The organism is Pseudomonas sp. UYIF39 (genome assembly GCF_029963765.1).
In the GTDB taxonomy this organism is placed as follows: domain Bacteria; phylum Pseudomonadota; class Gammaproteobacteria; order Pseudomonadales; family Pseudomonadaceae; genus Aquipseudomonas.
In genome coordinates this window covers 64,306-77,370 of the sequence record NZ_JALBYU010000008.1, presented here as the reverse complement: position 1 = coordinate 77,370, position 13,065 = coordinate 64,306, and the positions used below count along the sequence as shown (strand labels likewise).

Sequence of the window (13,065 nt, the reverse complement as noted above, 5' to 3'; positions counted from 1 at the left end):
TGTAAATCCCATCCAAATTCGGATATTCGCAATGAAAACTGGTAAAGAACTGAAACCCGGTACCGTGATCCGTCTCGAAAACGATCCTTGGCTGGTTCAGAAAGCTGAATTCACCAAGTCTGGTCGTAACAGCGCGATCATGAAGACCAAGCTGAAAAACCTGCTGACCGGTTACAAGACCGAGATCGTTTACAGCGCCGACGACAAGCTGGACGACGTAATCCTCGACCGCAAAGAAGCGACCCTGTCCTTCATCAGCGGCGACACCTACACGTTCATGGACACCACCGACTACACCATGTACGAGCTGAACGCTGAAGACATCGAAGCCGTTCTGCCTTTCGTTGAAGAAGGCATGACCGATGTTTGCGAAGCGATCTTCTTCGAAGAGCGTCTGGTTTCCGTAGAACTGCCGACCACCATCGTGCGCGTAGTTGACTACACAGAAGGTTCGGCTCGCGGCGACACTTCCGGCAAGGTGATGAAGCCTGCCAAGCTGAGCAACGGTACTGAGCTGCAAGTTGCTGACTTCATCGAAATCGGTGACAAGATCGAGATCGATACCCGCGAAGGCGGTTCCTACAAAGGCCGTGCTAAATAAGCACTGCTTCAGGAATGAAAAAGCCCGACCATTGAGTCGGGCTTTTTTGTGGCTGCGATTTACCGCTTATTTGAGGTGTTGCTTGAGCTCTTCGGACGCCTGCAACATCGCCGAACGCACGGCTGGCACTTGGCTCACCACGTTTAGCAAACCGTAGTCGTGGATCATGCCGTTGTAACGCACGGCGGTGACCGGCACGCCGGCCTCGTCGAGTTTGCGGGCGTAGGCTTCGCCTTCATCGCGCAGCACGTCGGCGCCGGCGGTCTGCACCAGGGCAGGTGGCAGGCCCTTGAGTTGCGCGGTGGTTGCCCGCAACGGCGAGGCGTAGATCTCGTTACGCTGTTTGGCGTCGGTGGTGTAGTTGTCCCAGAACCACTTCATCATGTTTTTGGTGAGGAAGTGCCCCTCGGCAAACTGGTTGTAGGACGCCGTTTCGAAGCTGGCGTCAGTCACCGGCCACAGCAGCACCTGGAACTTGATCGCCGGTGTGCCCTTGTCTTTGGCCATCAGCGCAACCACTGCCGCCATGTTGCCACCGACGCTGTTGCCGGCCACGGCCAGACGTTTGCCGTCGACGTTGATCTCTTTACCGTGCTCGGCCACCCATTTGGTTGCGGCGTAAGCCTGATTGATCGCCACCGGGTAATGCGCTTCCGGTGACGGGGTGTAATTGACGAACACCGCCGCCGCCCCCGAACCCGTTACCAAATCCCTTACCAGGCGTTCATGGGTCGGGAAATCCCCCAGCACCCAGCCACCGCCGTGGAAGAACATGAACACTGGCAGCGGACCTTTGACCCCGGCCGGCCGGACGATGGTCAGATTGAGCGGTTGGCCGTCGACTTGAATGGTCTTCTCGCTGACATCGGCTTTTGGCAGCGTCAGTTTCACCCCGGCCTGCGCGCCGACCAGCACGGCGCGAGCTGCTTTAGGCGTGAGTTGTTCCATCGGTTTGCCGGTGCCGGCATTCAGAACGTCGAGGAACGCCTGGGTGTTGTGTTCAACCCCGTCGCCCGCGAACGCGCTGTGGATGGACAAGGCGAGAAGGGTGCCGGTCAAGACTTTACTGAAAGTGCGCATGTTCGTTTCCTGGATCGGGCCTGGGAATCAGCGGTTAGACGGTAACGTGCAGGCGCACATCGACGTTGCCACGGGTGGCGTTGGAGTACGGGCAGACCTGGTGTGCAGCGTCGACCAGGCTTTGTGCATCGGCTTGTTCAAGCCCCGGCAAGCTGATGTGCAGGTCGATGTCGAGGCCGAAACCTCCAGGAATTTGACCGATGCCGACATGAGCGGTGATCGAAGCGTCGTCAGGGATTTTGCGTTTGGTCTGGCTGGCGACGAACTTCAGTGCGCCAATGAAGCAGGCGGAGTAACCGGCTGCGAACAGTTGCTCAGGGTTGGTCGCTGCGCCGCCGGCACCACCGAGCTCCTTGGGTGTGGCGAGTTTGACGTCGAGGATGTTGTCGCTGGAAACCGCGCGACCATCACGGCCGCCAGTGGAGGTTGCGATAGCGGTGTAGAGAGTTTGCATGGTGTGAGCCTCATTCGGGTTTGATTGTTAGCGCTAAATGTTTGCGCGCTAAGTAAGTGCGAAATGAATGTAGCGCGCGTATATTTAGCGCGCAAGATAAATTTTGGAAAAAGTTTTGGCTTGGAGGCAGGCGCTGAGTAGATGTGTTGAGCTAGAGCTGTTGCGGCAGGATTTTCAGCGAGGAATTTTTTTGACGGGGGAACGAGGTCGGAAGGGACACCACCAAACAAATGTGGGAGCGAGCTTGCTCGCGATGACGGTGTTACTGCAGTAACTCGGTATCGAGGACCTTGGACGATTCACCAATGATGCTTTCCGCAAGTTGAACAAACTCCTTGGTATCCACGCTCTCCAAATGCATCACCCCCTGCAGCACATCATCCAGCGAACGCTTGTTGCGGGTCTTCAGGCGAATCTCGCGATCCAGTTCTTGCAGTAATACGACTGCTTTCGACACCTGCGCCGGGCTGACCTGCTCTGCGCGCAAAGTCGTGACTTTCTGGCTGTCCTTGGCCAACTTCTTCTGCAAACTCTCATACCGCTCATCACTCATGCCGCCAGCGCGGCGCACCAGTTCGATGGCGTAATACTCGGCAAATCCTTCGCTGATCCAGTCACTGCGCTGCTGGTCGTTGATCCGCCCGAACACCTGCGCCAATTCCCGCACCAGCGCACTGGTGCCACTTTCGCTGACCAGCGGCAGACGCGAGTTCAGATAGATCGATTCGTGCGCGCCCAGACTGCCACGCCACATCGGGTCGTTGGCACCGACGATTAGCAGTTTGGTGGGATGACGGGGATACACCGCCTGCACTTGCGGCCAGACAAAGGTCAGCAGCGTCAGCACATCCATACGGCGCATGCCCTGGCCCAGAGGTGAGGCGACGGTGACCTCGGTTTCACCAAGACGCGTGCGACGGCTGCCGAGGTGACCGGCGAGAATCCAGCCCGTGGGCCGGTCGAACAAGCGAGAAACGTTATCGACACGGAATTTGTTCTTGCCTATTCGCGGCCAGGCGGTTTCAACGCTTTTCCAGCCGGTGGGTAATTCGAATTCAAGGCGTGAAACCAGCTCAATGCCGTCCTGCTGATCGAGTTTGGCCGCCGGCACCAGGTCGTCGCCGCGCATCAGCGCCCAAGTTGGCGTCATGCGCGTATCGAAGCTGCCATTCTTGCGCCCGTGGCTGATGCGTACGCGGTAGGTCAGGCTGGCCTTGTCGGCGGCCGGACGCCACACACCACGGACCTGCTTGCCAGGCGTGAGCTGCCATTGGCCGTCGGCCTTGAAATCGCTGTAGTGACTGCCATCGCCCAGGTCGAAATCCAGACTGCGCACCGCCGAACCCTGAGCAAGCGTCAGCCGCACTTCGGCCTGATCGCTTTGCGGCAACAGGCGCACGTGATAATCCAGATCGACCTTCTTCGCCGCCCACACGGACGAACTCAGGGCCAAAAGCCCAAAGGCCAGCGCCAGCCGCAATCCCACAGCCATACACACTCCTTCGTGAAACGTTAAAACGCTTGGCGTTTAACCCGCCCGAAAAATCAGATGTTCTTCCCAATCGTCTTCGGCCACGCTGCCTTCGGCGAGCATGCGCCCGGACTGGGAAATACGTTCGTGGTGCACCGCATCGCGATCACCGCACACCAGATGGTGCCAAAGCGGCAGGTCCTTGCCTTCGCTGACCAGTCGATAGCCGCAGGTCGGTGGCAGCCATTTGAATTCGTCAGCCTTGCCCGGTGTGAGCTGGATGCAGTCGGGGACGAAATCGCGGCGGTTCGGGTAATCGGTGCACTGACAGGTTTTCAGGTCCAGCAGTTTGCAGGCGATACGCGTGTAATAGACGCTGTTGTCGTCTTCATCTTCGAGCTTTTGCAGGCAGCACAGGCCGCAGCCGTCGCACAGCGATTCCCATTCCTCTTGATCGAGTTGATCGAGGGTTTTGCGTATCCAGAACGGTTCGACTTTGGCGGCCATGGCTCAAGCATCAACATCAGGTGGTGAAAAGGCCGCCAGTCTAGTGCCAAGGCCCTTGTGGGCCAAGCGTTGGCGACTGCCGGTAGATCGAGCTTGTCAGTTATTGCGCCGCCCAGTAGGGTTTTGCGTCGCCCCTCACTTTCAAACGTAGCAAGGAATCTCCTGATGAGTGCTAATCCACGCGTTGCCGACTATGCCATCCACCCTCAGTTCACGGACCGCTGGTCGCCCCGTGCCTTCACCGGCGAAAGCATCCCTGTCGAGACCCTGCTGAGCTTCTTCGAAGCCGCGCGCTGGGCGCCTTCGGCCTACAACTCGCAGCCTTGGCGGTTTCTGTATGCGCGTCGCGACACGCCGAACTGGGAGCGCTTCCTGGGTCTGCTGAACGAATTCAACCGCAGCTGGGCGCAACACGCTTCAGCACTGGTGATCGTGATCTCGAAAACCACCTTCGCGGTGCCTGGCGCCACCGAAGAAACCCCGGCCCTGTGGCACACCTTCGACACCGGTTCCGCTTGGGGCCATCTGGCGCTGCAAGCGAGCATCAGCGGCTGGCACACCCACGGCATGGCCGGTTTTGATCAGAACCTGACCCGCAAGGAGCTGAACATTCCTGAAGGTTATGCGCTGCACGCGGCGGTAGCGGTAGGCAAACTGGGCGACAAGGCGACGCTGGCGGACTACCTGCAAGCGCGTGAAGAGCCAAGCCCGCGTCGTCCGCTGAGCGAGTTGGCCGCCGAAGGCGATTTCACCCTCTAAGCCACAACACAGATCCCCTGTGGGAGCAAGCTCCCACATTTTGATTGCGGTGAATTCAGTAGCCGCGATTGAAATCCACTTCCCCGCGCAATGCCTCGCCCGCCTGATACGCCCGCAGGTTCTCGACAAACAGATTCACCATCATCGATGGCGAGGTCGGTGCCGAGCTGTGGCCAGTCAGCAGCAGGCCCCAAGCGGTCCAGAACGGATGACGTTGCGGCAGCGGCTCCTGACGGCAGACGTCGATCACCGCACCCGCCAGATGCCCTTCTTTCAAGGCCTCCACCAGGTCCGCATCGACCACTGCCACGCCGCGCCCGACGTTGACGAACAACCCGGTCGGTTTGAACTGCTTGAACAGTGCCGCGTCGTACAGGTCATGGGTGTTCGGCGTATTCGGCAGCAGATTGATCACGTAATCCACCTCACCGACCAGACGCGGCAGATCAGCCAGCGCCCCGACTTCGGTAAACGGTGCCTGCTCGCGGGCTTCGCTGGCGATGCCGTACAACTCGACGCCAAACGGCAGAAGGAACTGTGCCACGGTCTGGCCGATGTCCCCGGTGCCGACGATCAATACTTTGCGCCCAGCCAGACTTTGGCCCTGGCGACTGTCCCACTTGCGCTCGACCTGGCTGACCAGCCGCGGCAGCACTTCGCGCTCGTGGCCGAGCATGTAGGTCAGCACGTATTCGGCCATGACCTGCCCGAAAATCCCCACCGCCCGAGTCAGGCGATAGTGACGTGGCAAGCCATCGGCCAGCAACGGCGTAATGCCCGCCCAGGTCGATTGCAGCCATTGTGGCTCGTGGCCCTGACGCAGCAAGGTCGCCAGCAGGTCCGGCTGACCGAGCCAGATCGGACAATCAGCGGCCTGGCTGGCCAGTTCGGCAGAGTCGCCGCTGGTCAGCACTTCGAGGTCGGGCGCTGCTTGACGCAACAGCTGGGCGTACACCGGGTGGTCGTGTTCAGCAATCAGAACGCGCATGGTTCAAACCTTTCAAAAACAGTGCAGACAGCCGCCGATGGAGTAACGCTCCATCGCCCTGGCCCTCGCCAAAATCATTCCAGTGCTTCATAAAGGCTCTGAACAGAGCCTGTCTGCCAGTCACATCGGGTCGTTGCGGCGCAGCAATTCTTCCGGCAAGTGTTCGATGTATTCGTCTTCGGCCGGCGGCATTTGCAAGTGGTAACCCTGCTTCTCAAGGTTTTCCAGCACCACGGTGATGTCCTCGCGCGACAGTTTACGCTCGGGGGTCAGCACCAGGTCGAAGGCGTGATGCGGTTTGCCGAAGGCGGCCATCAGACTTTCCGGGACGCGCTCCAGTGCATCGCTTTTGAGCACATAGAGGTACATCTCGTTTTTCTTCAAGCTTCGATAAATGGAGCAAATACGTTTCAAGGCTGTTCTCCGGCGGTGGCCAGGCTGTCGAGCAGCGCCTGGCCCATCAATTCGCGGCGCCAGCCACGCAGCGAATCAGGCAATTGGTAAGGACCATTGGGATAGCCGCTCTTGAGCAGCGCTTCCAGGGTTTTCTTGCGCAGCATCAGCTCCGGCGCAATGTTCAGGCGCTCGGCTTCGGCCTGGCCGATCGCACGCAGCTGTTTGACCAGCGTGGCGGCGTCCACCGGCAAAGGCTCCGGCACCGCAGGCGGCCATTGATCAGGCGACACACTGCCAGAGCGTTTGATCAGATCAAGCAGAAATTCGCCGTCCTGACGCACGGTACGCGGATGCATGTCTTCGATTTTCGCCAACGCGCCGAGGTTGTCCGGCTGAGTCCGCGCCAGCGGCCACAGGGAATGCTCACGCACGATGCGGTTGCGCGGCAGATCACGGGCGCGGGCTTCGCGCTCGCGCCAGGCGCACAGTTCACGTAATACGACGAGTTGGGCACGGGAGAGCTTCCAGGCCAGCTTGGCTTCGCGATAGACCTCATACGGATCAACTTCGCGGCGCAGGTTGGCCACCAGCTCGGCGCCGTCTTCCAGGACCCAGGCGTACTTGTCGTCAGAAAGCTTCGGACGAAGCTGTACGAAAACTTCCGCCAAGTGCAAAGCATCTTCGGCGGCGTAGCTGATTTGGGTGTCGGAAAGTGGACGTTGCAGCCAGTCGGAACGGGTCTCGCCCTTGGGCAGGTCGATGCCGAGCACTTCCTGCACCAACCGCGAATACCCCATGGAAAAACCGAGGTTCAGGTAAGCGGCGGCCAACTGAGTGTCGAACAACGGCGCCGGCAGGCTGCCGGTCAGGCGCAGCAGGACTTCGAGGTCTTCGCTGCACGCATGGACGACTTTGACCACGGCCGGGTTTTCCAGCAACGCGGCCAGAGGCTGCCAGTTGTCGATGCTCAGCGGGTCAATCAGGTAAGCGCGTACGCCATCGCCGATCTGCAGCAGGCCTGCAATCGGATAAAAGGTGTCGACCCGCATGAATTCGGTGTCGAGGGCAACGAATGGCAGCTGCTGCCACTCGGCGCAAAACTGACCGAGGCTATCGTTGTCGCGAATCCAGTGAATATCGATGGCCACACGGCTCTCCCTTGAAGAATGGCGCGCAGTATATATCGCCCCCGGCGTTTTCCGCGCCTCCACAGAACAAGAGCTTTAGCGAAAATGCCTGCCAAACAGCAAGAAATGTCTGACAAGCGGAGACTAGCCGGCCTTACGCAGTACGTAGACGCGCATCCGCGCACAGCCGGGCAGGAAGTCCTGATGACTGAGCACGCACAAACCTGCGAGCTTGAACTCGGCTTCCACCTCGGCCTTGCTGGCCAACGGTCGGGCCGGAACGCCCTGTGCATCCGTGCGCCGGCCTTTGAAATGAGCATCGACCCGTACCGCCACAATCACCGTATCGCGACTGACCCGATGAAACTCCTTAAGCATGGCCATGCGATGCTCGGGGCAGGCAATGTGTTGAAACAGCTGCATGCAAAAAATGCAGTCAACCGCATTCGCCGACAAGCCGATGGTGAACGCTGAACTCTGAAAGGTCTTGACCCGCTTCAGCAGGCTCTGCGGATGGTGGGTGCGGGCATGATCGAGTATGTCCTGCGACGGGTCGGCCGCGAGAATCACCCGGTTTGCATGCTCGGCCAGTACCGGCCAGAAGCGCCCGACACCGCAGGTCAAATCGAGAACCAGCCCTGGCTCGCCAGCAGCCTTGAGCGCGTTGCGCACCAGCTGCTCGTCACGCCAGAACGTCAACCGCCCGGCCAGGCTACGCGGTCGCGGCTGATGACAGACGCGGGCGTGCTCCTGATCGTAGCGCCGGGCGATCTCAAGCTCGATGGCCGATGGGGGTTGAGCGGACATGTGCAATGGCTCTCGGGGGAAACTCTACCGGCCGCTGATTAGGAGGCCGGCGCATGAAAAAAGGTTGAGGCATTTAGTCTTTGGCCAACACGCCGTCGGTTACCGCACCACGACATCCGGCAAACATATCCAGATTCTGCTTGTACACCGTGGTCTTTACCTCCAGCAAACCGAGCATCGAATGGAACAGGTTGTCCTGGCTCAAGGGCTTTTCACGACTCTGTTGTAGGCAATTAGCATCCACCGAGAACGACTTTTGATAGCTGTCGGAAAACCAGGCCAGCATCGCGACATGTTTTTGTTGTTCCGGCGCGAGCATGTAAGGCGTCCCGTGCAGGAACAAGTTGTACTCGCCCAGGGATTCGCCGTGGTCCGACAGATAGAGCATCGCGGTGTCAACTTTTTCCTGATTTTTACGCAACAAATCGATCAGGGTGGACAGCACGTGGTCGGTATACACCAGGGTGTTGTCATAGCCATTGACGATACTTTCGCGACTGCAATTGTTCAGGGCGTTACTTTCACAAACCGGGGTGAAGCGCTCGTACTCTTTCGGGTAGCGCTTGAAGTATTCCGGACCGTGACTGCCCATCTGGTGCAACACCAGTACCGTGTCTTTATCCAGGGTATCGATGAAGTGTTGCAAACCCTGCAGCAGAATTTCATCGCGGCATTCGCTATTGGCACACAGCACCGGGTCTTTCAGGTTACTGACGTCATCAAGGGTGACCCGATCGCAAGTGCCTTTGCAGCCCGATTGGTTATCGCGCCAGATCACGTCGAGACCCGCGCGCTTAAGTACGTCCAGCAGGCCTTCCTGGTTCTTCGCCTTGCTGGCGTTGTAATCCTTGCGGCCCATGTCGGAGAACATGCACGGCACCGACACCGCTGTTTCCGTCCCGCAAGAATGCACGTCGGTGAACGCGATCAGGCCGGCCTCTTTATTCAGTTTGGGTGTGGTGTCACGGTTATACCCCAGGATGCCGAAGTTCTCGGCCCGGGCACTTTCGCCCACCACCAGCACGGTCAGGGATTTACGCTCATGGGTTTGCCAGGCGGGATTTCGCTGGGCATCTTCACCCAGTTTCATAAAGGGCTGTTGTGCTGAGGCAACCTGTTCACGCAGAAAGCCGAAAGAGGCACCGATGTAGTTGCTTGGCACAACCATCAGGCGCAATTCATGATGATTGCGAAACAACGAAGACAGGCCCTGATAGTTAACCAGTGCAACGCCACCAATCACGGCAACCGACGCGACAGTTACCAGCGCTTTACTTAATAGCTCTCGGTGCCAGCGGCGGTAATTAACCGGGACCTGCCACAACAACAACGACGGCAAAACACCCAGCACAAGGATATAAACAAGCAGCTTCAACGACAGCAAGTCACGCACTTCCGTCGCATTAGTTTGCGCAAAGTTACGCAACATACCGGTGTCAATCAGCACGCCATATTGACCCATGAAGTACGCGACGCCGGCACTGACCATAAAGATCAGCGTCAAAACGGGCTTCATTACTGGCCGGAACGCCAGCAAGGTCAGCACAATGTTGAAAGCAGCAATGATCATCGCCCCGAATGCCACACGCATGACGATGCCTTGACCGTCAGAGGCCGTGATTTCAAACAGGTGTTGCCAGAGAACGAAATTGAATCCTGCCAATAGAAAGGCGCTGGAAATCAGTGTTACCCACTCGGGGCGCACGGCTTTAATCTTCAACATGATGATCGGCTGTTCCTGAATAAAAGTGCCTTCGCCAAATGTGAAAATTTCATTGGCCGCAACATCAGCGATTTTAAGCTGCAGACCATCAATTTTTTGTGAAAAAGAAGCCAACGATTAGTTGGCTCCTGGCACGAGGCCAAAACGCTCAACGTTTTTGAGCATGGTTCAGGTTCTGTTCAGGCTTGATTCAAATACCAACGCCAGTCCTGCTCGCCGACCTCGCCCATGAACTGTCGATACTCGGCACGTTTTACCGCCAGGTACACGCCGAGAAACTCACCGCCGAACGCGTCCCGAGCCCAGATCGAACCTTCCAGCGCTCGTAACGTAGTCAGCCAGTCAGTCGGCAACAGTTCCGTGGCCTGGGCGTAGCCATTGCCCTCCACCGGCACACCAGGATCGAGTTGTTCGCGTATACCGCGATGGATCCCGGCCAGAATCGCCGCAGCCGCCAGATATGGATTGGCGTCGGCGCCACAGATGCGGTGTTCGATATGCCGGGAAAACGCCGGCCCGCCTGGCACGCGCAAACTCACGGTGCGATTGTCCACGCCCCACGTGGCCGCCAGCGGCGCATAGCTGTTGGTCTGGAAGCGACGGTAAGAGTTGGCGTTCGGACAGAACAGCAGCAACGAATCGAGCAACGTACTGAGCATCCCGCCGACCGCCTGTTTGAGCAACGGCGTACCTTCCGGGGCTTCACTGGCGAACAGGTTGTTGCCCTCCTTGTCGGCCAGGCTGACGTGCATGTGCATGCCAGTGCCTGCCAAGTCATCAAACGGTTTGGCCATGAAGCACGCCGTCATCCCGTGCTTGTGCGCCACGCCCTTGACCAGTCGTTTGTAGCGCACCGCTTCATCCATCGCCTGCAAGGCGTCGGTGCGGTGTTCGAGGGTGATTTCCACTTGCCCCGGCGCGTATTCGGAAATCGCCGTGCGCGCCGGAATACCCTGGAGTTTGCAGGCGCTATAGAGATCGGCCAGAAACGGCTCGATCTGTTCCAGTTCACGCAATCCGTAGACCTGAGTGCCTCGTGGCCGCCCGCCATCGACATCCCGCGCCGGTTGCGGTCGACCGTTACTGTCGCGCTGCTGATCCAGCAGATAGAACTCCAGCTCCGCCGCCATCGCCGGGTAATAACCGTCGGCCTGCAAGCCTTCGATGACTTTCGCCAGCAGATGCCGTGGATCGGCAATCGTCGCGGGCATCCCCTCTTTCGGGTGCATGCTGACCTGTACCGCAGCCGTAGGAATCAGCCGCCACGGCATGCGCGTCAAACTGCCGCTGATCGGGTACGCCCGGCAGTCGATATCGCCAACGTCCCAGACCAGGCCGGAGTTTTCCACGTCATCGCCGTTAATGGTCAAGCCAAGAATGGTGCTCGGCAATGGCCGCCCGCTTTCATACACCGCCAGCAGTTCATCGCGATGCAACAACTTGCCCCGCGGTACACCGTTGTTGTCGAGGATGAACAACTCGAACATCTCGATATCCGGGTTCTGTTCCAGAAAGGTCAGGGCGTCTTGCTTGGAGGCGAAAGATGTCGTGGCAACACTCATGGGAATTCTCTTATTTCCGCGTCAGGCAAACGCACAGGCGTCGCCGCTTTGACCCCGACGCATAGCGTGGGACCTGTAAGAACAATCAACGGGAAACGCAGGAATCCGGTGGGCGCGCGTGACGGCAGTGCCACAGCGCCCAAAAGGCTAATTCGGAGGGAAGTGCGACGGGACAACCGTCCATAGAAAAAACCACAGAGAACAGATGAGCAGCAGCGTCACACGGGAGGTTAAGTCGTTAAATCGGGATTTGAAGAACCTTGGTTGCAGTTTGGCTAAACATTCACATTGGGTCTCACGTCGCAGCAGAGCTATTTAATTTCTAAATACTGCTCCAGACTTTCTGATTTGCGGCCCGCAGGCCTCGCGCGCCTAATCGGCTCCTTGTCATCCAGGATCCGATAGATGGAAAACGTTCGCGCAAACTCCCGCCCCGCCCTCTGGCTGATGTTCAGCATCATTCTTGTCGCCCTGAACCTGCGGCCTTCCATGGCCGCCGTCGGTCCATTGCTGTCGGCGATTCGCGGCGACATTGCGCTGAGTTTCAGCCTGGCCTCGCTGTTGACCATGCTGCCAGTGATGGCAATGGGGCTGGCGATGTTCTTTGGGCTGGGCGTCAGCCAACGAATCGGCGAACAACGCACTGTGGTGCTCTCGCTGCTGATCATCGGCGCGGCCACGGTGTCGCGGTTATTCCTCGATTCGGCGGCCGAACTGATCCTCAGCGCCGTGCTGGCGGGTATCGGTATCGCGCTGATCCAGGCGTTGATGCCGGCGCTGATCAAATCCCGCTTCAGCGACAACGTTTCCGTGTGCATGGGGCTCTACGTCACGTCGATCATGGGCGGTGCAGCGATTGCGGCGTCGTTTGCGCCGCTGATAATGATCCGCACCGGCAGCTGGCGCGTGGGCCTGGCGATCTGGGCGGCACTGGCGCTGGTAGCGTTGCTGTTTTGGTGCGTGCAACGTGAAAGGCTGCCGGCGCAGCCTGATCAGGCGCAGCGCAATGGGTCCTTCTTCGACAATTCCCGCGCCTGGCTGCTCGCCATTTTCTTCGGCCTGGGTACGGCGTCCTACACCTGTGTGCTGGCCTGGCTGGCGCCGTACTACGTGGAAAAGGGTTGGAGCGAACAAAACGCCGGGTTGCTGCTGGGTTTCCTGACCGCCATGGAAGTGTTGTCCGGCCTGCTGACACCGGCCATCGCCAACCGCAGCCGTGACCGGCGCGTGGTGCTGGTGGTGTTGTTGGCGCTGATCATTGCCGGTTTCTGCGGGCTTGTTCTCAGCCCGCAACACCTGACTCTGTTATGGCCATGTCTGCTGGGGCTCGGCATCGGCGGACTGTTCCCGATGAGCCTGATCGTGTCCCTGGATCATCTGGACAACCCCCAGCGTGCCGGTGGCCTGACTGCGTTCGTGCAAGGCATCGGTTACCTGATCGCCGGTCTCTCGCCGCTGATTGCCGGGTTGATCCGCGATCAGCTCGGCAGCTTCGAATGGGCCTGGTGGTCACTGACCGGTGTCATGGCATTGATGATCCTGATGGTCTTGCGCTTCGATCCGCGGCATTACGCCCAACACATTCGCTGA

13 protein-coding genes are annotated in these 13,065 nt (G+C 58.8%); 3 read left to right on the top strand and 10 right to left on the bottom strand.

All coding sequences use genetic code 11. The features are described 5' to 3' along the window. Window positions 1-31 precede the first annotated feature (31 nt). The gene (locus MO767_RS13000; RefSeq protein ID WP_028619992.1) at window positions 32-601 is read left to right on the top strand and encodes an elongation factor P; all 570 of its coding nucleotides are present in this window, start codon (window positions 32-34) and stop codon (window positions 599-601) included. Between the two features lie 66 nt (window positions 602-667). On the opposite strand, the gene MO767_RS12995 is transcribed toward MO767_RS13000, so the two are convergent. From MO767_RS12995 to MO767_RS12980, 4 genes are all read right to left on the bottom strand, one after another. Continuing rightward, window positions 668-1,681, bottom strand: coding sequence for an alpha/beta hydrolase (locus tag MO767_RS12995; RefSeq protein WP_282480816.1), 1,014 nt, complete (start codon window positions 1,679-1,681; stop codon window positions 668-670). Window positions 1,682-1,715: 34 nt separating this feature from the next. Next, window positions 1,716-2,135: an organic hydroperoxide resistance protein gene (locus MO767_RS12990; protein WP_111449024.1), complete on the bottom strand. Its 420-nt coding sequence runs from the start codon at window positions 2,133-2,135 to the stop codon at window positions 1,716-1,718. Window positions 2,136-2,397: 262 nt separating this feature from the next. After that, window positions 2,398-3,627 carry a hypothetical protein gene (locus tag MO767_RS12985; RefSeq protein WP_282480815.1) on the bottom strand — a complete coding sequence of 410 codons (1,230 nt, stop codon included), beginning with the start codon at window positions 3,625-3,627 and terminating at the stop codon, window positions 2,398-2,400. Window positions 3,628-3,663: 36 nt separating this feature from the next. Continuing rightward, window positions 3,664-4,113, bottom strand: coding sequence for a YcgN family cysteine cluster protein (locus tag MO767_RS12980; RefSeq protein WP_282480814.1), 450 nt, complete (start codon window positions 4,111-4,113; stop codon window positions 3,664-3,666). Window positions 4,114-4,278: 165 nt separating this feature from the next. On the opposite strand from MO767_RS12980, the gene MO767_RS12975 reads away from it, so the two are divergent. After that, complete coding sequence (locus MO767_RS12975; RefSeq protein ID WP_282480813.1) at window positions 4,279-4,872, top strand: nitroreductase family protein; 594 nt, start codon at window positions 4,279-4,281, stop codon at window positions 4,870-4,872. 55 nt (window positions 4,873-4,927) lie between these two features. Here the strand turns inward: MO767_RS12975 and MO767_RS12970 are convergent, their stop codons facing one another. The 6 genes from MO767_RS12970 to MO767_RS12945 form a co-directional block, all read right to left on the bottom strand. Next, on the bottom strand, window positions 4,928-5,860 hold the full coding sequence (locus MO767_RS12970) for a D-2-hydroxyacid dehydrogenase (RefSeq protein ID WP_282480812.1): 933 nt from the start codon (window positions 5,858-5,860) through the stop codon (window positions 4,928-4,930). A 120-nt stretch (window positions 5,861-5,980) separates the two neighbouring features. Further along, entirely contained in the window at window positions 5,981-6,274 is a 294-nt protein-coding gene (locus MO767_RS12965; protein ID WP_007898694.1) for a YcgL domain-containing protein, read from the bottom strand. Next, a complete protein-coding gene (gene rnd, locus MO767_RS12960; RefSeq protein WP_129441972.1) occupies window positions 6,271-7,404 on the bottom strand; it encodes a ribonuclease D in 1,134 nt (377 codons plus the stop codon). Before rnd ends, MO767_RS12965 begins: the two co-directional genes overlap by 4 nt. 123 nt (window positions 7,405-7,527) lie before the next feature. Then, window positions 7,528-8,190, bottom strand: a complete 663-nt coding sequence (locus MO767_RS12955; protein ID WP_282480811.1) for a class I SAM-dependent methyltransferase — start codon at window positions 8,188-8,190, stop codon at window positions 7,528-7,530. A gap of 73 nt (window positions 8,191-8,263) precedes the next feature. Beyond that, window positions 8,264-9,913: a phosphoethanolamine--lipid A transferase gene (locus MO767_RS12950; protein ID WP_282480810.1), complete on the bottom strand. Its 1,650-nt coding sequence runs from the start codon at window positions 9,911-9,913 to the stop codon at window positions 8,264-8,266. A 179-nt stretch (window positions 9,914-10,092) separates the two neighbouring features. Continuing rightward, a complete protein-coding gene (locus MO767_RS12945) occupies window positions 10,093-11,475 on the bottom strand; it encodes a glutamine synthetase family protein (RefSeq protein WP_282480809.1) in 1,383 nt (460 codons plus the stop codon). A gap of 405 nt (window positions 11,476-11,880) precedes the next feature. Between MO767_RS12945 and MO767_RS12940 the strand changes: the two genes are divergently transcribed. Further along, a complete protein-coding gene (locus tag MO767_RS12940) occupies window positions 11,881-13,065 on the top strand; it encodes a cyanate transporter (RefSeq protein WP_282480808.1) in 1,185 nt (394 codons plus the stop codon).